Origin of the sequence: Fibrella forsythiae, from assembly GCF_017353175.1 — a bacterium.
Classification (GTDB): domain Bacteria; phylum Bacteroidota; class Bacteroidia; order Cytophagales; family Spirosomataceae; genus Fibrella; species Fibrella forsythiae.
On the sequence record NZ_JAFMYW010000005.1, the window covers coordinates 382,005 to 402,573 of the forward strand.

The 20,569-nt window shown below is 52.3% G+C and carries 16 protein-coding genes; 12 read left to right on the forward strand and 4 right to left on the reverse strand.

All coding sequences use genetic code 11. The annotated features are described in order from the left end of the window. Positions 1-94: 94 nt before the first annotated feature. From hppD to J2I46_RS18080, 3 genes are all read left to right on the forward strand, one after another. Positions 95-1,243 carry a 4-hydroxyphenylpyruvate dioxygenase gene (gene hppD, locus J2I46_RS18070; RefSeq protein ID WP_207330455.1) on the forward strand — a complete coding sequence of 383 codons (1,149 nt, stop codon included), beginning with the start codon at positions 95-97 and terminating at the stop codon, positions 1,241-1,243. A 114-nt stretch (positions 1,244-1,357) separates the two neighbouring features. Further along, the gene (gene phhA, locus J2I46_RS18075) at positions 1,358-2,089 is read left to right on the forward strand and encodes a phenylalanine 4-monooxygenase (RefSeq protein ID WP_207330456.1); all 732 of its coding nucleotides are present in this window, start codon (positions 1,358-1,360) and stop codon (positions 2,087-2,089) included. 61 nt (positions 2,090-2,150) lie between these two features. Next, complete coding sequence (locus J2I46_RS18080) at positions 2,151-2,588, forward strand: MarR family winged helix-turn-helix transcriptional regulator (protein WP_207330457.1); 438 nt, start codon at positions 2,151-2,153, stop codon at positions 2,586-2,588. 124 nt (positions 2,589-2,712) lie between these two features. On the opposite strand, the gene J2I46_RS18085 is transcribed toward J2I46_RS18080, so the two are convergent. Together J2I46_RS18085 and J2I46_RS18090 are read right to left on the reverse strand one after the other, a co-directional pair. Further along, positions 2,713-3,879, reverse strand: a complete 1,167-nt coding sequence (locus J2I46_RS18085; RefSeq protein ID WP_207330458.1) for a hypothetical protein — start codon at positions 3,877-3,879, stop codon at positions 2,713-2,715. Positions 3,880-3,942: 63 nt separating this feature from the next. After that, the gene (locus J2I46_RS18090) at positions 3,943-4,827 is read right to left on the reverse strand and encodes a carboxylesterase family protein (RefSeq protein ID WP_207330459.1); all 885 of its coding nucleotides are present in this window, start codon (positions 4,825-4,827) and stop codon (positions 3,943-3,945) included. A gap of 67 nt (positions 4,828-4,894) precedes the next feature. Here J2I46_RS18090 and J2I46_RS18095 point away from each other — a divergent pair, with 67 nt between their 5' ends. After that, entirely contained in the window at positions 4,895-5,611 is a 717-nt protein-coding gene (locus tag J2I46_RS18095) for a TVP38/TMEM64 family protein (protein ID WP_310589046.1), read from the forward strand. Between the two features lie 93 nt (positions 5,612-5,704). Here the strand turns inward: J2I46_RS18095 and J2I46_RS18100 are convergent, their stop codons facing one another. Beyond that, positions 5,705-6,676 (reverse strand): zinc-dependent alcohol dehydrogenase family protein, encoded by a 972-nt coding sequence (locus J2I46_RS18100; protein ID WP_207330460.1) that lies wholly within the window; start codon positions 6,674-6,676, stop codon positions 5,705-5,707. A 171-nt stretch (positions 6,677-6,847) separates the two neighbouring features. On the opposite strand from J2I46_RS18100, the gene J2I46_RS18105 reads away from it, so the two are divergent. The 7 genes from J2I46_RS18105 (at position 6,848) to J2I46_RS18135 (ending at position 16,901) form a co-directional block, all read left to right on the forward strand. Next, complete coding sequence (locus J2I46_RS18105; RefSeq protein ID WP_207330461.1) at positions 6,848-7,573, forward strand: MIP/aquaporin family protein; 726 nt, start codon at positions 6,848-6,850, stop codon at positions 7,571-7,573. Between the two features lie 41 nt (positions 7,574-7,614). After that, positions 7,615-8,358, forward strand: coding sequence for an acyl-[acyl-carrier-protein] thioesterase (locus J2I46_RS18110; RefSeq protein ID WP_207330462.1), 744 nt, complete (start codon positions 7,615-7,617; stop codon positions 8,356-8,358). A gap of 223 nt (positions 8,359-8,581) precedes the next feature. After that, positions 8,582-10,966: a GH92 family glycosyl hydrolase gene (locus tag J2I46_RS18115; RefSeq protein WP_229379824.1), complete on the forward strand. Its 2,385-nt coding sequence runs from the start codon at positions 8,582-8,584 to the stop codon at positions 10,964-10,966. Continuing rightward, the gene (locus J2I46_RS33340; protein ID WP_207330463.1) at positions 10,912-11,208 is read left to right on the forward strand and encodes a hypothetical protein; all 297 of its coding nucleotides are present in this window, start codon (positions 10,912-10,914) and stop codon (positions 11,206-11,208) included. Before J2I46_RS18115 ends, J2I46_RS33340 begins: the two co-directional genes overlap by 55 nt. A gap of 110 nt (positions 11,209-11,318) precedes the next feature. Further along, positions 11,319-13,568 carry a DUF7133 domain-containing protein gene (locus tag J2I46_RS18125; RefSeq protein WP_207330464.1) on the forward strand — a complete coding sequence of 750 codons (2,250 nt, stop codon included), beginning with the start codon at positions 11,319-11,321 and terminating at the stop codon, positions 13,566-13,568. 200 nt (positions 13,569-13,768) lie between these two features. After that, positions 13,769-14,587, forward strand: coding sequence for a ceramidase domain-containing protein (locus J2I46_RS18130; protein ID WP_207330465.1), 819 nt, complete (start codon positions 13,769-13,771; stop codon positions 14,585-14,587). A gap of 22 nt (positions 14,588-14,609) precedes the next feature. Next, positions 14,610-16,901 (forward strand): DUF7133 domain-containing protein, encoded by a 2,292-nt coding sequence (locus J2I46_RS18135; RefSeq protein ID WP_207330466.1) that lies wholly within the window; start codon positions 14,610-14,612, stop codon positions 16,899-16,901. A 165-nt stretch (positions 16,902-17,066) separates the two neighbouring features. On the opposite strand, the gene J2I46_RS18140 is transcribed toward J2I46_RS18135, so the two are convergent. Continuing rightward, complete coding sequence (locus J2I46_RS18140; RefSeq protein ID WP_207330467.1) at positions 17,067-18,383, reverse strand: nucleoside hydrolase-like domain-containing protein; 1,317 nt, start codon at positions 18,381-18,383, stop codon at positions 17,067-17,069. 643 nt (positions 18,384-19,026) lie between these two features. Between J2I46_RS18140 and J2I46_RS18145 the strand changes: the two genes are divergently transcribed. Next, complete coding sequence (locus tag J2I46_RS18145) at positions 19,027-20,460, forward strand: DUF1593 domain-containing protein (protein ID WP_229379826.1); 1,434 nt, start codon at positions 19,027-19,029, stop codon at positions 20,458-20,460. Positions 20,461-20,569: the final 109 nt, after the last annotated feature.

Consider the following 20,569-nt stretch of genomic DNA (forward strand, 5'->3'; position numbering starts at 1 on the left):
CAATAATTGTTAAGCTAATTATATTCATCGGCAAACCTGTTCCTACCCCGTCTGGCTTGCTCCAGGCCAAGCGGGGCCAACATAACCCATCACTATGGAAAATCTGCTTGTGCTAGAACCAGCTACGGAAGCGGTTGCCAACGCCCAGCCTGTTACTGATTTTTTGCCGCTAAACGGTACCGATTACGTTGAACTGTACGTTGGTAACTCACGCCAGGCGGCTCATTATTTCCAGACGGCTTTTGGCTTCCAGCCACTCGCTCACGCTGGCCTCTCAACAGGGCTGCGTGACCGGGAGTCTTACGTGCTGGAGCAGGGGAAAATTCGGATCGTACTCACGTCGCCACTTCACGGCGATACGGAAATTGGCCGTCATATCGATGAGCATGGCGATGGTGTTCGGGTTGTAGCTTTCTGGGTCGACAATGCCCGGCAGGCTTTTCTGGAAACAACCAAACGCGGTGCCGTACCGTTTCTGGAGCCCGTTCAGGATGAAGATTCGGCTGGGTACGTTGTTCGCTCGGGTATTCACACCTATGGCGATACAGTACATTTGTTTATCGAACGTACCCAGTATGCAGGTACGTTCCTGCCGGGCTACGAGCCTTGGCAACCGGCCTATAAGCCTGCGTCAGTTGGTCTGAACTACGTTGATCACATGGTTGGCAACGTAGGCTGGAATGAAATGAACCAATGGGTATCGTTTTACGCAAACGTGCTCGGATTCAGTCAGTTGGTTTCGTTCGATGACAAGGATATTTCGACCGATTATACGGCGCTGATGAGTAAAGTGATGAGCAACGGAAATGGTCGTGTGAAGTTTCCGATCAACGAACCGGCCGAGGGCAAGAAGAAGTCGCAGATTGAAGAGTATATCGACTTTTACGGCGGCGCAGGCATTCAGCACATGGCCGTAGCAACGGATAACATCGTGGAAACGGTAACCGCCCTGCGCGACCGGGGCGTTGAGTTCCTGCGCGTACCGGAGGTCTATTACGACGACCTGAAAGAGCGCGTTGGCCAGATCGACGAAGAGATCGATACGCTACGTTCGTTGGGGATTCTGGTCGATCGGGATGAAGAAGGCTATTTGCTCCAGATTTTCACGAAGCCGATCTGCCCACGGCCCACTCTTTTCTTCGAGATCATTCAGCGGAAAGGCGCCCGTTCGTTCGGGAAAGGCAATTTCAAAGCACTGTTCGAAGCTATTGAGCGCGAGCAGGAAGTTAGAGGAACGTTATAACATAAAGGAGAAAAGGGGCGAAAGGGAAGAAGGAGGAAAGGGTTAACAGCCAGCAGGTCTGGCATTATGTTTCCCTTTCTTCCTTCCTCCCTTTCCTCCATTCCCCCTTTCACCATGATTCAAAACTATTCTGCCTATACCGCCGCCGACCAGGACGTTTGGGGGCTCCTGTTCCGGCGGCAGATGCACCGGTTGCCGGGGCGTGCCTCGCAGGCCTATATGGATGGTATTGTGGCAACGGGCTTCCCGAACGAGGCCATTCCTGATTTCGAGAAAGACCTGAATCCGCGGTTGCTGCCGCTGACTGGCTGGCGCGTGGTGGCGGTGCCCGGTTTGATTGGTAACCGCGAATTCTTTGAACTCATGGCCGACCGTCAGTTTCCGGCTACGACCTGGCTACGGACCCGCGACCAACTCGACTACCTGCCCGAGCCCGATATGTTTCATGATACCTTCGGGCATGTGCCTGTGCTGACAAACCAGCCTTTCTGCGACTTTCTGGCAGCGCTCAGTCGGATTGCCCTGGATCATGTTGACCACGACGAGGCCATTGAGATGGTTGCCCGGCTATACTGGTACACCGTCGAATTTGGGCTGATCCGCGAAAAAGGTGAGCTACGAATTTACGGAGGCGGCATTCTGTCGTCGCCTGGCGAGACGATCTACGCGCTGGAAAGTAACGTGCCCAAACGAATGGACTACGACGTGTCGACGTTGCTACAGACTCCTTACGTAATTGACCGGTTTCAGGAGCAATATTTCATAATTGACTCCTATGAACAATTATATGAATCTATAGAAGAGATTAAATCGAAATTAGATATGTTGTTAGTAGATGACTTGTAGAACAGAATAATGGTTCGTTTTTTTGTAGATAGACGGAATACTATTTCGTCGATACATACCTATGACTCATCCATCCGATCAGCGGGCTTACTTTTTTAAAATAGATACCACCATTAAACGAATCCGGTATGCGCTTCAGAAACGCTTTACCGACGCTGGCTATGACCTCACCGTTGATCAGTGGGTGCTGATTGATCACCTCCATCGGAATCCCGGAATTAGTCAGAATCAGCTGGGTGAACTAACCACCAAAGATGCGCCAACCGTTACGCGTATTATTGATCTGCTGACGAAGAAAAACCTGGCCGAACGCCGTCTCGCCGATGCTGACCGCCGAAAATTCCTGATCTCACTAACGCCCGCCGGCGAACAGCTATACGATGAATTGCTGCCGCTCGTGGTCGAGATTCGTCGACAGGGCTGGGGCCAGTTAAGCGATGAAGATTATCAGCACTTCACCCGGATCATGGACTCAATTTATCAGAACTTCAGCGCGTGACAACTTCAGGTACGTTGATTAAAAAAGGCTTTTCCTGCGCAGGAAAAGCCTTTTTTTGTAAGCAGGTGTGCTACCGTATCGCCGATATGAAATCACTCGAATTAACAATAAGGTAGCGGATCAATCAATATTTTGTGTGCTCACGAACCGACTGCGGATCGTTATACGGAAGATCCAGGCCTTCGGTCGACTTGGCGTCGCTACGGTCAGCGTCATCACCAATCATTTCCTGTGCTTTGGTTAACGATTCGTCGGCAGCCTGACGAGGGTTCGTCATCATTTCTTCTACTTCTTCAGGGCGCTCGCCTGGTTTATACGACGAGGGCTGGTTGCCGTCTTCTTTGTAGGGGAAGTTCGCTTCACCGGTATCTGGGGTGCTTTCCATACCTTCTGCATCGTCAATACCCGCCGACATATTCACGTACTGAGTGCCGGGCACTGCTTCACCGGGTTCTACCTGGTCGGGTGTTGGTTCAACGTGATTTTGGTCTACTGATACCGTTGAGGTGCGTGTAGCGAAACCGCCATATCCGTAATAGCCAAGACCGGGCGGTGTGGCCGACGGGTACATGGACGTACCCACCTGATTGCTGAGGAAAAAACCGGCGTTGATCTCGTGCGAACGGCCCGGATCTTCAGATGGCTCCGTGATCTCTGGTTTGTCGGGCGAGGGTGAGCCCGGCAGGTCTGGAATTTCGGGGCCTGGTGAAGGGGGCGTCGGCGGCGTTTCAGGGCCACCTGGCATGGGGGTATTGGGGTCGGGCGTGCCGGGCATTGGCGGAATCATATCGCCGGTAATGCTCATCGAATAGGTATTGGTCTGATCAGCACCGTTCGACTGAATGCGGCTGGTAGGCGTACCGTCGTTGGCTGCGGCCGTAGTAGCGGGTTCATCTTCTGCACCGCCCTGATCCGCTTCGAGCGTGAACGTCTTATCGTCGTCCTCTGTGGCGGGACCATTATCTTCCACCACATACGTACCTGTGGTTTCCTGTGCGTCGTTGCTGGCGTCGGGTTTTACGTCTTCAGCACCGCGCAGCGATGCATCGGAGTTTTCGTACGTTTTTTCGGTATATCCCTGAAGGCTCCGCTCTTCGTCGCTGCTGTAGCGGTTGCGGAGTTGTTCGTCCATTACGTCGTCGTCGGTGTCGCCCATGGGCGTCAGCTTACCGTCAACGAGTTTTACCATATTTGTTTCGGCCTGATCGGCGCCGAACATGGTTTCGGCGTTTTCATTAGAGACCAGGTTGGCTTGTTGTGAGCCATCGGAAGATGCTGAAGAGGCAGCCATAGCGTAGGTTTTGTTGAGTTTATACCCTACAAAACCACCCCCGTACCGAAAGGTTTATCTGCCTTATTTAAGGGGGCGCAAGGTAAGCGGGGCTGGTGCTTCAGGAACCTCCTGCTGTGCTTTGGTGCCCGATTGTTTTCGGTTCTGGCTGAACAGCCAGGGAAGCAGCGTTGAATCGGCGAACGCATCCCGCCACGATGACCGGCCGGCATTTTCATATTCGGTATATTGGGGCTCCGCCTTCAATGTCCGCAACCGGTTGGCGATGGCCCGCGACAGACCTACAGGTATAATCGGATCATCCTGGCTGTGGAAAAGCCAAAGAGGCACCTTGCGGGCGTATTTATCTACGGCAGTGGTATCGCCACCGCCACAAACTGGCACCGCCGCAGCAAACAGGCCAGGACGCATCGACAGGGCTTCGAGCGCACCAAAGCCACCCATCGATAGCCCTACGATATACACCCGGTTTCTGTCTATGTGTTTATCAGCAATCAGGCGGTCGATCAGGGCGAGGGTAGCGCGCAACGGTTCGCTGGCCTGTTTGTCGTACTTGCCAAGCTGAATTTCTTCGCCGGGATTTTTCAGAAAGCCGAATGTTGTCCAGTTGTCGGGCTTAGGGCATTGCGGGAAAACTACGTACGACTGAAATCGCAGCCGATTGTCGAGGCTGGCAAATACGTCACCGCCGTTGAGTAGCTGACGTTCGTTGTCTGTTCCTTTTTCACCCGCGCCATGCAGCACAACCACCAGCGGATATTTCATCTTGGTGTCTTTTTCGAGTGGCTCCAGCATTCGATAAGGTAGGGTATAATCGCGCCGGAAGGTAAATGTCTTTTTCAGATACAGGGTACTGTCTGAAACAGAAAATGCCGTAGCCGATTGCGCGGATGCAGGTAGAGAAAGTCCGCCAAGCAGACAGAACAGGTAGGTACAGAATCGGATCATAAGGTAAACTCAACGACGGGGGATCTTAAACGGTTATGGTTCTACAGGCTCTGATTTTGTTGTATCAATGAACAGTTATACAAACGCAACGGTTGCCCGTATGTTCATGACCACCAAACTACGCCAAATTCTGACCGGCCCGGCCTTGCTGGGAATCCTGCTATCGGCCCTGCCCGTGCTGATGAGTTCGTACATCACATATTATGCCGTAATGCACGAATCGCAGATTGCCGCGTTCACTGCGTCTCAATGGGCACTGGCAACGGTTGTCTGTAGCCTGGGTTGCGCCTTCGCGCTGATGCTACCCACGCCACTCGCGCTCATCTTCGGGTATTTCCTGAGCTGGAATGCCGTACTACCCCTGTTTATCATCAATATGGCTGCCATATTGCTCGTCAATCTCGTGGTGCGCCGACTCGATCATGACCGCGTTCGGCGGATGATTGAGCAGAACCCCAAGGCTGCCCGTGTGCTGGAACGCATCCGCGAACGGGAATTGCAGTTTATCTTTTTTGCCAAATTATCGCCCGCGCTTCCTTTTTCGCTCACCAATATGGTATTCTCTCTGTCGGGTGCCAGTCTGCGGAATATCCTGCTGGGCGGTTTTCTGGGCATGGTCCCGCGCACCCTGCTAGCTATCTGGACGGGGGCCGAAGCGCATCACATCCGTACCTTGCTCGACAATCCGAATGAAGGGAGCCACACCCAGATCATCGTCATTGTTCTGCTCGTCGTATCCATGGCGGGGCTGATCTCTGTGCTTAGCAAGGCAATGGCGAAATGAAAAGAGTTTACTGTTTGCTGTTTGCTGTTTACAGTTGCGCTGCTTAGGAGCGTTGTCGATAAGTGGCAGCGCAACTGTAAACAGCAAACTCTTTTATGGCTTCACTAAAATTTTTCCCCACCGCCCAGGCGCATCGGCGTGGTCAACGGCTTTGGTGATTTCATCGAGGGAGTATGTCGCTTCGACGGGCATTTTTATCTGGCCCGATGCCAGCATACCGATCACCTCACCGGCTACCCGCTGCCGGGTTTTGGCATCTACGCGGCGCATCCAATCGGTAAGCCAGAATCCTTTCACTGTTAGTTCGCGGAAGATCATCAGACCGGCATTGAAGGTCGGGTCCTGTAAGCTTAACAGGCCATAGATCAGCATGGTACCGCCTTTAGCCAGGCATTTAAAGGCTTCGGATGCCGTGTGGCCGCCTACCGCGTCGAGCACGCAGGCAACTCCCTGGCCGTTGGTGATCTGCTTTACCCGCGCGGCCATATTATCGGTTTCCGTATTGATAATCTCGGTTAGGCCAAGGACGGTCAGCTCGTCGTTCAGGTCATTGCGGCGAACAGTGCCGATAGTCTTGATACCCCGTTGCTGACAAAGCTGAATGGCCATTTTGCCGAATGCTGAGGCGCAGGCCGTGAGCATCAGCCAGCCACCTGCCGGCACGCCTGATTCCTCCACCATGGCAAAGGCCGTAAACGGGTTGACGAATAGCTGGGCGGCTACGTCGTCGGTCATTTCGTCGGGAATGGGGATCAGGGCTTTGTGGTGCGCAATGACGAACTCAGCCCAGGACCCCACGCCTGTAAAACTCACCCGCTGGCCCGGCTGCAGCTGAACGCCCTCGCCAACCGCATCGATCACGCCCATGCCTTCAAACCCGGCACCCGATGGCAGTTGAGGTCGAATACCGTACAGGTTCTGCACAAACATGATATCCGACGGGTTGATCGGGCTAGCCCCGACACGGACACGTACCTCGCCCGGACCCGGTTCAGGTACGTCTTTCTCAATAGCCTTTAATATGTCGGACGGTTTGCCGGTTTGCTCAAATTGAATGGCCTTCATTCGATAACGGATTGTGTTAGGGGGTGAAAACGCGCAGTATGCAGCGAAAACTAGTAGTCTGGCCGTACAGTTTTCCTTTGTGCTGGAAAGGCATTGGCGTGTATATTGGCCCAAAATTGCCCTAATTTATCTCAAATAGAGGCTATTCCTGATCCTGAACTCACCTTTCCTATGCAAACATCTCCCTTCCTCGGCGAACTCATTGGCACCATGGTACTCATTCTATTGGGCAATGGGGTAGTGGCCAACGTGGTATTAAAACAAACCAAAGGGACCAACGGGGGCTGGATTGTCATCACAACGGGTTGGGCTTTTGCCGTGACAATGGGCGTTTTCGTGGCCAAAGCATTCGGTAGCCTTGACGCGCACCTCAACCCCGCTGTTACGGTGGCCTTTGCTGTAGCCACCAATGAGTATAGCCATATTGTCCCGTTTATTTCGGCACAGATGCTCGGTGCTTTTTTGGGGGCCGTGCTGGTCTGGCTGTTCTACCTGCCTCACTGGAGCGTAACGGCTGATCCGTTCGATAAGCTCGCTGTGTTCAGCACCGGTCCCGCTATTCGGAAGCCCGTTTCTAACCTGCTAAGCGAACTGATTTGCACGCTGGTGCTTATTCTTGGGCTGGCTGGCATTTCATCAAAAGCCCTCGGTGTGCTCGCTATTGGCGTTGGGCCTTATCTGGTTGGCGTACTGGTGTGGAGCATCGGCCTGTCGCTCGGTGGGACAACGGGGTACGCCATGAGCCCCGCCCGTGATCTGAGTCCGCGTATTGCGCATGCTCTCTTGCCAATTCCCGGCAAAGGATCGTCTGACTGGGGCTATGCCTGGGTTCCGGTGGTGGGTCCGTTGCTTGGCGCTGCGTTGGGCGGCTTTCTCATTCGGTTGTTTGCGCTCTAGGAAGCGTGCAAGGGCAAAGTCAAACCCGTACCTTTACGCATATGGCTTTTATCCAGACTGACACCTACACCCTCCACAGTTACGAATGCGATGCCACCGGTCGGATAAGCATACCTGCATTGATGAACCTCATGCAGGAATCTGCCAACCGGAATGCCGACGATTATGGCATTGGTAGTGGCACGCTGCAGGCGCAGGGCCTCGGCTGGATGCTCATGCGCTTCGTTCTAACCATGCATGTTTATCCACGTAGCGGTCAGGTAATCAAAGTGATAACGTACCCGACCTTCGTTGAGAAATTCTTCGTCTACCGTGATTTTCGGGTGCTGGCGGAAGATGATACGCTCCTGGCCGAAGCCAGTAGCACGTGGTTGGTATTCGACACCGCTAAACGGGGCATTATTCCCGTTCCCGGCTTTATTCGTTCCCTGTCGCCACCCGACATGGCCAATGTGTCGCCCAAGCTTCCGCTGAAACCGGAGTACCAAACGCTTGATTTCACGGAAGTGCCATCAGACAAGGTTACGGTAGGCTGGTTCGATATCGACGCGAACCAACACGTGAACAATGTCGTGTACATTCGCTGGCTGCTGGAACAACTTACCGACACGATTCTGCAAACGCAGGAAATCGCCGAACTGGACGTGGTTTACAAAACCGAAACCCACTGGCGCGAACAGATCGACGTTCAACACCAGTCGACCGAGCCAGGTACGTTCGTTCACCGCCTCGCCCACGCCGAAACGGGCAAAGAAGTGTTGCTGGCCCAAACGGTGTGGCGGTAAATTAAAAGGGCACTAAAACGGCTGCGACTGATTGGCCCTGCCTCTTTCTACGCTACCGGAAATGTCGTAAAGGAGAACGCGCTTTTTGTACGGGAAACGCTGTTTTTTCAGAAGACGCGGGTAGCAGCGTCTTTCTTCAGAAAAAGACAATATATCTAGTGGGTTATACGCCTTTTACGCGTAGGCTATCGATAGGGTGATTTATCTGACTGAAGCCAACACGATGAAGAAGCGTACAAGGCATTATTATAAATGGCTCCCCGCCCTGCTTGGGCTGGCCTTTTGTCAAGATCTTTTAGCCCAAAAACAACCCGTTGATCTGGTTAACCCCCTCGTAGATGCGGCCAATTCGCGCTGGTTCTTTTTTAACTCGGCCACTCGCCCGTTCGGCATGGTCAACCTTAGCCCCGACAATGGCGTTAATGCTGACTGGGGGGCGGGATACCGGTATCATTCCGACAGCATTAAATGCTTTAGCCACGTGCATTGCTGGCAGTTGTCGGGTGTGCCAGTGATGCCCACGACGGGCGAGTTCAAAGGCCATATGGGGTCGGATCAATACGGGTCGCGGTTTTCGCATCAGAACGAGGTGATCAGGGCGGGTTATCATAAAGTGGTGTTGGATGCCTACAACATCACCGCCGAACTGACGTCGACCACGCGCGTTGGCTTTCACAAATACACGTACCCATCCTCGGCCCAAAGCCATATTCTGTTCGATTTTTCCACCTTTCTTGGCCCTTCCGACACGCAGAAAGGCTACGTAAAAAAGGTCAGTAATCAGGAGATCGAGGGCTACGCGATTATGGCCCCAACCATTCGCAGGCCCAAAACGCTGACGGTCTTTTTCGTGGCTGTTTTCGACAAACCATTCGACTCGTTCAGGGGCTGGCGAAATGGAAAACTGGAAGCAACCAACGGCGTCATCGAAGGTGAACGCGTGGGAACGTACCTGAGCTTTAAAACAAAAGCGGGCGAGGTTCGGAAGATGAAAGTGGCTGTTTCGTACGTCAGCGAAGCGCAGGCGCGCATCAACCTGAAAACCGAACTGCCGCACTGGGATTTCGAGAAGACCGTGCAGGAAAGCCGCACTGACTGGAACAACTGGCTGAGTCGAATTGAGGTGCAGGGCGGCAGCGATACCACACGAAGCCGGTTTTACACCGACCTCTGGCACGCGCTGCAAGGCCGACGCATCATCTCCGACGTGAACGGCAAGTACAGCGACATGACCGGCCCCGAACGGCGCATCAAGCAGATTCCGCTCGATGCCAATGGCAAGCCTAAATTCAATCACCACAACTCCGACTCGTTCTGGGGAGCGCAATGGACGATCAACACGCTTTGGCATCTGGTGTATCCGGAAGTCACCGAATCATTCGTCAACTCGATGGTGATGATGTATCAGGATGGCGGGCTGATTCCACGCGGACCGGCGGGCGGTAACTACACCTATGTGATGACCGGAGCCGCTACCACGCCGTTCATCGTGAGTGCGTACCTGAAAGGCATCCGGGGCTTCGACATCGAAAAAGCCTACGAGGGCCTGCGCAAGAACCATTTCCCCGGCGGCATGATGAGCAAGGCCGGGTACGAACATAACACATTCAAAGGCGGTGGCATCGACTATTACATGGATCGTGGGTACGTTCCCCACCCGCTGAGCACTATTAAGTACGGCTTCCACCAGGACGGGTCGACCCAAACGCTGGAGTACGCTTACCAGGATTACACGCTGGCACAACTGGCCAAATCGCTTGGCAAAACCGACGATTACAGCCTATTTATGAAGCGGGCGCAGAACTACAAAAACGTCTGGAACCCTGATTTAGGCTGGATGTGGAACCGCACCCTCGACGGAAAATGGGGCGAACCGGTGGATATTCTGCGCTACGACAACGGCTGGGAAGAGGGCAACGCGGCCCAGTACACCTGGTTCGTACCGCATGACGTACAGGGACTGATTACCCTCATGGGGGGGCGGGAGGCATTCACCGCCAAGCTGAACAGCTCCTTTGAGAAGGCGCAGCAGCACGATTTTGTGTCGGGCAAATCGCACGACAAAGAGACGCTGGAAGAACTACGCCGGGTATTTCTCAACTACGGTAATCAGCCCAGTATTCAAACGGCGCACCTCTTCAACTACGCGGGCGCACCCTGGCTGACGCAATACTGGACGCGGCAGGTGATCGAAAAGGTGTACAGCGGCCTCTCGCCCGATTACGGCTACAGTGGCGACGAAGATCAGGGGCTGATGGGCAGCCTGTCGGTGCTGCTGAAAACGGGCCTGTTCTCGACTAATGGTGGCACCACACCCGAGCCATTTTACGAAATCAGCAGCCCAATTTTCGACAAGATCACGATCAAGCTCAATTCAAAATACTACAAAGGCAAACAGTTTGTGATCGACGCTAAGAACAACTCGGCCCGGAACCTCTACATCCAGTCGGCGCAACTGAATGGCAAAGCCCTCGACCGCCCCTGGATGCTGCACGAAACGGTTGTCAACGGTGGCACGTTAACGCTGCAACTGGGCGATACACCGAACAAGTCGTGGGGGGGCAAACCCGAACAGGCACCCCTGTCAATGTCGTCGCTTCAACGATAAGAGAGAAATCAGGCTATGGATGCGATTTTGATAAAACACCGGCATCTTATTTTCGCTGGGGTGATGAGAAACCGAGCTCATTCACGTTTGACTGTACGAAGGTTGGTTTGACCGGAACGTACCACCTGCGCGATGTATGGCGTCAGCAAGATTTGGGCATCTTTCCAGGTTCATTCAACTCTGATATTCGGCATCACGGGGTTGTGAGGCTCCGGGCATTTCCTAAAAAAATAAATGAATAATGGATAATGAATAGTGTGTAATGGTTAGTGCGTAACGCTTTTATTATGAGCATACTCATCACTGTTCATTTTACACTATCCATCATTCATTAACAGAATCCTCAACAAACATGGCTAAGACAAAACGCTTTACGTTAGCAATTGCCTCCTTGTTAGTGCTCTCGATGGTGCTGGTAGGCTTTCAACAAATCGCCGGTACCAGGCTCATTTTTTCGCTCGACGATTATAGAGTGGAAGATGGCTTTGAGCTAAAACTCATTGCGTCAGAATCGCTCCTGAAAGCCCCCGTCAGCCTGGATTTCGACAACAAAGGCCGGATGTGGGTGGTCGAAATGATCGGCTACATGCCTAACCTGGAAGGGATCGGCGAGGAAGAACCCACCGGGCGAATATCCATTCTCGAAGACCGGAATAAAGATGGCGTAGCCGACCATGCGAAGGTGTTTCTGGACAAACTTGTGCTGCCGAGGGCGCTGGCGCACGTGTACGGTGGCCTGCTGTATGTCGACGGCCCCAAGCTCTGGTTTGTTGAGATCATCAACGACAAGCCCGGTAAAAAAACCCTGGTCGATCCGGTCTATGCCGAGGGGGGTAATGTGGAACACTCGTCGAACGGGTTGATGATGAACATTGATAACTGGATTTACAACGCCAATTATAATTTCAGGTATCAATTAAGAAATGGCAAATGGTTGAAGGAAGTGACCTCCGATCGGGGCCAGTGGGGCATCACGAAGGATAATTTCGGGCGACTTTATTACAACAACAACTCCACCACGTTGCAAGGCGACTTTGTGCTGCCCAACAAAGTGATCCGAAACAAATACTTTAAACCCGTTAACGCAGAACAGAAACGGCTGACCAGCAACCGGGTATATCCCCTTCATCAAACATCGGTCAATCGCGGGTATCAGGCAGGTGTGCTGGATGAGAAAGGATTGTTGAAAGAAGTGACGGCAGCCTGCGGACCGCTGGTGTACCGTGGTGGTGCTTTTCCGGAAGGCTACGACCAGAACGTGTTTGTTTGTGTGCCCGAAGCTAACCTGATCAAACGTACTATTCTGAACGTCAAGGATATTCAAACGACGGCTAGTCAGGCAACGGAAGGCAATGAATTCATTGCGTCGACGGACGAAGGGTTCCGGCCAGTAAACCTGTTCAACGGGCCAGATGGAGCCATATACGTGGTTGATATGCACCGGGGTATCATTCAGCACAAGGCGTATATCTCGCAATACCTGACTGAGCAACTGGCCAGTAAAAAACTGGATACGTTGCAAAACGCCGGTCGTATTCTGAAGATTACAAGTAAAGCCAATAAGCTCAATCCGATTCCCGATTTCACGAAAGCGACCGCCAGCCAGCTGGTTGCGTTGCTCAGTAGCCCAAACGGTTGGCTGAGAGATCGGGCGCAGCAAGTGCTGATTCAAAAGAAAGATCGTATGGTTGTCAACCAGTTGGTTACGCTGGCTAAAGCTGAAAACGCGCTGTCAACGGCGATTCATGCGCTGTATGTACTGGATGGACTGAACGCCCTGACGTTTGAAACCCTGAGCGCTGTGGTGAAGCAGTCGAAACAGCCCGAAACCATTGCGCATGCCCTGGGTCTTTTAGAGCGCTTTGCTACGCCACAACGGGTAGCTGCCATGAAGACGATGAGCACGGAATTGCTGGCCCGCAACAACGAAACGATCGACCTCTACCTGTCGATGGCGTTGAACCCGTGGCTTAAGCTATCAGACGCCACGTTCCTGCCCACTTTGTCGGAAATAGAGAAAAAATATGCGACGCAGAAAGTCGTTCAGGAGGCGCTTACCAGTGGCCTTGATGGGAAAGAAGAGATCTACCTGGCATCGATGAATCCAAGCGATTTGCTGAAGGGCAATTTGACGCTGACACTCAATAACCGGCAGAAAAAGCAACTCAACTCCATTTACGTGGCCGAGGTAAATGAAGTCGATAACCGCACGAAAGGCCTGAAACTGTTCCGCAGCATTTGTGCCACCTGCCACGGTGCCGACGGTAAAGGTATTCAGGATCTGGCCCCGCCCCTCAAAGGCTCTGAGTATATCGACGGCTCGATGAAGCGGCTGGCGTCGATCATTCTGCACGGCGTCAGCGGGCCCATTCACGTGAATGGTAAACTATACCAGCTGAACAACGAAATGCCCGCCCTGCTCAACAACAAGGACATCAGCGATCAGGATATTGTCGACATTATTCAATACACCCAGAATGCCCTGGCCAAAGAAGGTAAACGGATTTCGGCCGCTGACGTCAAAAAGATGAGAGAGCGGAAACCGGTCGGCAATGGTGTGTTAACCGAAAAGCAATTGCTCGAAGATGATTTTGAAAAATGAGTAAAGCGAATACGGATTTGGGATTTCGGATTTATAAAATCTTGCGAATCAACGTGGGTTAGTGTGCATAGCTCTACGCTGTAGGTTGCTGACGCGTGTCCCTTCGACTAGGCGTCAGCAACCTACAGCGTAGAGCTATGCATAAGTAATCCCGTCTATCCTTCGCGCATTATATCAAAACAGAGCCGGCCTAATCATTTATGACCTATCAACTACTAGTCAGGCTTGCAATTCGTTCATTCCTCCTGACGCTGGGAATGCTGGCTGTTTGGTGGGGGCTCGATTCGTTTTTTAACGGGTCAGTTTGGGAGGGCATGGTAATCAGCAAATCGGCGCTGGTAGTTGAATACTGCGAATTCAACAACGTAGCCCGGTTTTTTCACCAGCGCATGAATACGTATTCTAACCTGGCGTATTTCTTCTTCGGCGTGCTGATCCTGCAAATTGCCTACGACGATTACAAGAACGAAGGCATCAGGCGACAGAACCGACTCGAATCGTTTCCGATGCTCTCGGCTCTGATGGGTATCTGCTTTATCTATTTAGGCTTTGGCAGCGCTTTTTTCCACGCGTCGCTGACGTGGATAGGCCAGCGCGTCGACATGAACGGCACATACGGGATTACGCTGGTGCTGGTCAGCATCGGTTTTTATCACGTGCTGCATAAGATCCGGTTTACGCCACTCGCCAAAAGCATCTGGGCCGGGTTGCTGGTGGTGCTGATCGTCCTGTTTCTGGAAATCGCCCTGCTGATTCCAAGTTCGCGCTTGCTCCCCGGCCTGATTCTGGCGTTACTGGCGTTCATCGCTATCAATTACATCCAGTTCAGAAAGAAACGGTCTGGTCTACTGGCCATTGCCAGTTTGGTGCTGATGGTCGTGGCCGTTCGGTTCCGCACGCTGGACGTGCAGAAAGTTGGCTGCGATCCGCATTCGCTCATTCAGGGCCATTCGATCTGGCATTTATTGACCGCATTGAGTAGTGTTTGTAGTTATTCGTTTTTTCGATTTACTAAATAACAGTAGCCTAAATCCTGTTACCATGAACCGTTTACGATTGATTGGCTTCTCATTAGCCCTGTCGGCATTTATCTATGCCTGTAAGGTGCAGATGGCAACAAACACACCTGTCAACACCAGCCCGACGACGGTGGCGGCTGTAGCTGTTGTCGATAAGGATACCGCACTGCCCCTGGCTCCGTTTTCCATCACGCCCTTGACCCCCGAGCAAAGTCAGCAGGCGTTTGTGCTGCCGCCCGGCTATCATATGGAGCTGGTGGCCAGCGAACCGATGATTACCGAGCCGGTAGCCATTGCCTGGGATGGTAACGCCCGCATGTATGTGGCCCAGATGGAAACCTACACGCAGGACGCCGACGGCACCGGCACCAAAGACAAAAAGAGCCGGGTGATGCTGCTGGAAGATACCAACAACGACGGCAAAATGGACAAGAGCACGGTGTTCATCAAAGACCTGATGCTGCCGCGTATGATCTTGTGCGTTAACCACGAACTACTTGTCAACGAGACCGATACGTACGACATTTTCAGCTATAAAGACACCAATGGCGATGGCGTGGCCGACGAAAGGAAGCCGGTTTATGTACTGGGGAAAGTAGCGCCGGGCAACCTCGAACACCAGCGTAGTGGCCTGGACTGGAACCTCGATAACTACATCTACCAGACGGTTGACCCCATCCGGTTCAGGTACGTTGGTGGCGTGCTCAAACCCGATTCGCTGCATAGCGGATCGAACGGGCAGTGGGGCCTGACGCACGACAACTACGGTCGGTTATACTTCAGCCGGGGTGGTGGCGAAAATGCGGGTTCTGGCTTTCAGATCAACCCGAAATACGGGGCTCTGGAATTTGCCGATGCCTATAGCGAAGAGAAATTTAGCCCTGTCTGGTCGCGGATTTCCAATCCCGAAGTGCAGGGTGGTGCACCCCGGCTCCGTCCCGACAGCACGCTGAACCACTTCACGTCGGGCAATGGCCAGTCTATCTTCCGGGGCGATCGCCTGCCTGCCGATCTGGTTGGCGATTACCTGATCAACGAACCCGTCGCGCGGATTATCCGCCGGGCCAAGGTAATCAATCGGGAGGGGAAGACGTACCTGGAAAAGGTGTACGAGCACAAGGAATTCATTGCCAGCACTGATTTCTTCTTCCGGCCCGTCAATACCTATACCGGCCCTGATGGCTTGCTGTATGTCATCGACATGAACCGGGGTGTCATTCAGGAGTCGAACTGGACGAAGAAAGGAACGTTCCTACGGGGGAAAATCGACCAGTATGGTCTCGATAAAATTAACCAGCGCGGCCGGATCTGGCGACTGGTACACGATAGCTACAAACCCGGTCCCAAGCCCAACATGCTCGACGTACCCGCAGGTACGTTGGTCGGCTACCTGGATCATCCGAACGGCTGGTGGCGCGATAATGCGCAGAAGCAACTCGTTATTCTGGGCGACAAATCGGTTGTGCCAGCCCTGAAGCAAATGGCAACCGGTCAGAAAGGCGCCTCGGCGCTGGGTCGGCTGCACGCGTTATGGACGCTCGAAGGGCTTGATGCGGTGGATAAAGACCTGCTGACGGCTGCTCTGAAAGACAGCGATGCGCAGGTAAGACGAGCTTCGATCTGGATCAGCGAACGGTACCTGACACAGAACGATACCGACATGATGGCCCGGGTAGGCAACCTGGTGAATGACGAAAATTACGACGTAAAAACGCAACTCCTGCTGTCGTTGGGGGCCAACAAAAATGAACGCGCCCAGCAGATTACGCAGGATCTGTTGGTCCGGAACCCGGACAATCAGATGCTGGCCCGTGTGAAAACGAGTATCGCTAAAAATGAGGATGCGAAGGTATACGGCATGAAGCTGGGTGGTTTCACGCCAGCCGAACGGAAGCTGATCGTTAGTGGCGGAGAGATTTATAAAGGCATGTGTTCGCCCTGTCACGGAGGCGATGGCAATGGATTGCCTACCAATGCGGCCCCGGCTTTACGGGGAGCTAAGCACCTGAATCATGATAAGGACTTTGCTATTCGAATTCTGCTGCACGGCTTAAAAGGCCCTATTGAAGGCAAATCGTACCCAAGCGAAATGGCGTCGATGAAAGATAATACCGACGAATGGATTGCTTCGGTGGTCAGCTACATCCGTTATGAATTCGTAGGTACGTCGTCACGCGCTATTAAAGGCCGACAATCTGCCGTGGTACAGCCCGATGAGATCAAAAAAGTGCGGGAAGCCTATGCCTCATCGCGTGATCCCTGGACGATTGATGAACTGGAAAAGCAGTTGCTGCCAGCGTCTACACCGAAATAGCGCCTGCCAACGTGTTTGTGTTGCTTTCGCATGGCTTCGCGAGTCGTGCCCTTTGACCAGGCGAAAGCAACACGCCGCCTACCACCCCTATCACCTTCACCAGCCAAACCGGATTAGAATCGTTTTGCTGTTTGTTCTTCTATGTTTGGCGCAACCGGTTAGTAGTCAATCGTTCATCGGCCCATCGTGATAAAGCCATTTCCAGCGCTTGGCCCAGTCGAGTAAAAACGCATCCCGATACGTCGATACCGTTTTTGCCCCCTGTTGTACACCAAGAAAAAAAGCAGGTTCCTGGCGGTCGCCATACCAATGGGAACCAGGCAGGTAATCGTCGGGGCCCGGTTTACCTGGCCAGGGGGCCACACTTACGTATTTTCCCGTTTGTCCATTAAGTGCCTGAATCGTACTGACTGTGGTATACACGCCAGTTTCGGCCTGTTTGGGCGAATACCGCACACTGTATTTTCCGCCGCCCAAGTAATAACCAGGCCATATCTGTCCACCTGTATTCAGCGTGAAACATACAGAATCGCCTGGAATGGCGAGCGTTGGTCCTTTGAATACCCATTCTAACACGGCATACGTGGCCACTGTATCGGTTTCCGTGGAATTGCGATTGAAAATCGTGTGTGAACTTCGTTTTATCGGGGTGAAACTTCCTCCCCAGCTTTCGCCGGTTGGATTGGCAGGGTTACCATTCAGTAGATAGGCAACTGAGGGGGTATCACCCATTTTAATGTCACCCTTATAATAGTTTATAAAACTTTTCCCCATCGCGCCACGTCCCTGGATGTAATTACTGTAGAATGAATCGGCTTTCAGTTTGGCTGGTGATTCGGTATCAATAATTAATCCCCGGTAGGTGGCATTGGCCTCAATCATCCATAGATCGGGGTGATTCTGAGCGATATACGCATAGGCGTTGACACTCCACTTCTTATTGGGGCCACCTATCCAGTAAACTTTTATTTTTTCTTTAATTTCAGGAGCATCATGCAATGCCTGCGCTACATCTTCAAGCCCACCCCAAACCAGTACCCAAAGCGGTTGACTGCTCTTTTTTTTTGCACAGGTGATAATCCAGTCCGAGCCTTCAGTTGCCGTCCTGAACCCGGTGTAGGGTGCCTCGGGAATAGCTCCCTGTTTACAAACTTTTCGTAACGAGTTGGGGTCAATAAATGCTGGCGAATGCTTTTTTAGCTGGATCAGATCTTTCTCGTACAGATCAATCATATCCAGAATATCTTTCTTACGACCCTTTCCGTATGGCGATGCCACCAGCCCTTCGATTTGGAACCGATCGGCGTACATTAATAAATGAATCATCGATTGAAAATCGTCGGGATCGGTCCCTCCGATATCTGTGCTGATCAGGAGGCGGGGCTTAGGTTTTGCCCAGGCGGCAATACCGCACTGAACCAGAAAAGCAAGGGCTAGCAGGACCGTAAGTCTGATACAAGTAACCTTTCGAAGGTGTTTCATAATTAATTCGGAGAGTACACGCAAACCACTAAACCATACTGCTTTTCTGTTTAGAGAAACTCACATTTGAGCCGAAAACGGGAAGTCATATTGTTGAAGAACTGTCAACTGAGTATCTGCAAAAAAAGAAAGTAATAGTAAAATTTAGAAGCGATACCTTGACAAACAATTACCACTAAAAAGTTTTCAACTTTTATCCGTTAAAAGGGCCGAAAAGAAGTTTGCTGGCATAAAAACAGGGTTATTTCGCGTAATTAGCATTATAGTCGCGGTTATCTCCAGGAAGTTTACCGTTAATTAGGGCCTGGAAGCTACTATTTTAAACGTAAGCGTAGTTGCTTACTGTTTCTTTTACTTTCTATTACTTTTTTATTGATTGGTTCAATATAGTGTCTAACCTCCGCATGGGTTCTCAGAATGCCATTTCTCTATCTATTCAATTGGCAGCTTATAAATGGGTAAAGGAAGGATGGCATCATGCTCCTGTTTGGCCGTCAACGAATAATTAATTGGTGCTGCCCCGGGAAGACGTCACGGTTACAGTGATTGATCTGACCCGGAGTTTTAGCGTGAACAAAGGGGCAACCCGAGCGAATCGTATGAACTATACAGTTAACTTGATTAACCGCTAAACGTCCGGCGTATGAACAACCAACTCGTTTCTCTGGTCACCCTGGCCGCATTTATGGTTGTGTGGTGGTCAACGCCTTCCGTAGCCCAGTCCAACAGCTTGAAGCCAAGAGTTATCGTGTTGACCGACATTGAAAACGAGCCGGATGATGCTATGTCGCTGGTGCGCTTCCTGACCTACAGCAACCAATGGGAGGTGGAAGGATTGGTAGCAACGACCTCTGTTCACCAGAAAGAGCAGGTGGCCGCCTGGCGAATCCGGGAAATTGTGGAGGCCTACGGTGAGGTACGTGATAATTTAGTTAAGCACGAGCCGGGCTACCCTACAAAAGCATATTTGCTGTCAATTATTAAAGAAGGTCGCAAAGCTTATGGAATGAAGGCCGTGGGGAAAGGCATGGATTCGCCGGGAGCCGACCTGATTATACAAGCCGTTGACCGAACGGATACCCGACCCGTTTGGCTAACCGTTTGGGGTGGACCTAATTGCCTGGCACAGGCCCTTTGGAAAATCCGGGAAACGCGCTCGCCGGCAGCGGTGAAAACGTTTGTGTCCAGGTTGCGGGTATATGCTATCTCAGATCAGGACGACAGCGGTCCCTGGATAAGGGCTACCTTTCCGGATCTCTTCTACATTGTCAGCCCTGGTTTTCACCAGTATGGCGGCTACCACCACGCTACCTGGACCGGCATCAGTGGTGACAAATTTCACGGCCGATTTGCGGGAGGTGATTTCTCACTGGTTGATAATTCCTGGCTCGATACACACGTTCGAAGTAAAAGTGTATTGGGTGGTCAGTATCCGCAGGCTAAATTCCTGATGGAGGGCGACTCGCCCAGCTTTATGTATCTCATCAACAACGGGTTGGGTAGTCCGGAGCATCCAGATTGGGGTAGCTGGGGCGGCCGTTATGAGCTATATACCCCCCGAACAGAGAAATGGTTTTTACAGGCCGAAACGCGCCCCTTGTGGACTAATGCGCAGGATGAAGTGTTTGGGCGCGACAGTAGCTGGCATACCGGAAACAAGGAAACTATCTGGCGTTGGCGGGAAGCGTATCAGAATGATTTTGCGGCTCGAATGGACTGGACCATTAAGCCTGTCAACGAAGCCAACCATCCGCCGATTCCGAAGCTGGCCCATAGTCAGCAGCTTACCGCTAACATTGGCGACCGGGTGGAACTTAACGCTGAAGGCTCGGCAGATCCTGACGGTAATGAGCTCACCTATCAGTGGTTTTATTACGGAGAACCAGGCCAGTTCATCGTTTCGACGGCCAGAACGGGAAACCCGGTGAAGATAGAAAACGCGAACAGGGCCAAGGCCTGGTTTACAGTACCCAACAGTGCGCGAACCGGCACCATGCACCTCATTCTGGCTGTAACCGATACCGGAAAACCCGCACTGACCCGTTACCTGCGGGTTATCGTCAACGTGATTCCCTGAGCTCGGGTGTAACGTATTTACGCTGGTAAACCAGTTGGGCCAGTGCTATCGATTGAGCATGGTGAGCCCATCCTGTTGATGAGTTTACCGGAAACCGGTTTACTACGGA

Bases quoted from the DNA above. Each gene is read 5' to 3' on its own strand.
- J2I46_RS18130 (WP_207330465.1), top strand. From the start codon at position 13,769: ATGACCTATCAACTACTAGTCAGGCTTGCAATTCGTTCATTCCTCCTG.
- J2I46_RS18090 (WP_207330459.1), bottom strand. From the start codon at position 4,827: ATGATCCGATTCTGTACCTACCTGTTCTGTCTGCTTGGCGGACTTTCT.
- J2I46_RS18085 (WP_207330458.1), bottom strand. From the start codon at position 3,879: ATGGCTGCCTCTTCAGCATCTTCCGATGGCTCACAACAAGCCAACCTG.
- hppD (WP_207330455.1), top strand. From the start codon at position 95: ATGGAAAATCTGCTTGTGCTAGAACCAGCTACGGAAGCGGTTGCCAAC.
- J2I46_RS18135 (WP_207330466.1), top strand. From the start codon at position 14,610: ATGAACCGTTTACGATTGATTGGCTTCTCATTAGCCCTGTCGGCATTT.
- J2I46_RS18080 (WP_207330457.1), top strand. From the start codon at position 2,151: ATGACTCATCCATCCGATCAGCGGGCTTACTTTTTTAAAATAGATACC.
- phhA (WP_207330456.1), top strand. From the start codon at position 1,358: ATGATTCAAAACTATTCTGCCTATACCGCCGCCGACCAGGACGTTTGG.
- J2I46_RS18145 (WP_229379826.1), top strand. From the start codon at position 19,027: ATGAACAACCAACTCGTTTCTCTGGTCACCCTGGCCGCATTTATGGTT.
- J2I46_RS18105 (WP_207330461.1), top strand. From the start codon at position 6,848: ATGCAAACATCTCCCTTCCTCGGCGAACTCATTGGCACCATGGTACTC.
- J2I46_RS18115 (WP_229379824.1), top strand. From the start codon at position 8,582: ATGAAGAAGCGTACAAGGCATTATTATAAATGGCTCCCCGCCCTGCTT.
- J2I46_RS18100 (WP_207330460.1), bottom strand. From the start codon at position 6,676: ATGAAGGCCATTCAATTTGAGCAAACCGGCAAACCGTCCGACATATTA.
- J2I46_RS18095 (WP_310589046.1), top strand. From the start codon at position 4,895: ATGAACAGTTATACAAACGCAACGGTTGCCCGTATGTTCATGACCACC.
- J2I46_RS18140 (WP_207330467.1), bottom strand. From the start codon at position 18,383: ATGAAACACCTTCGAAAGGTTACTTGTATCAGACTTACGGTCCTGCTA.
- J2I46_RS18125 (WP_207330464.1), top strand. From the start codon at position 11,319: ATGGCTAAGACAAAACGCTTTACGTTAGCAATTGCCTCCTTGTTAGTG.
- J2I46_RS18110 (WP_207330462.1), top strand. From the start codon at position 7,615: ATGGCTTTTATCCAGACTGACACCTACACCCTCCACAGTTACGAATGC.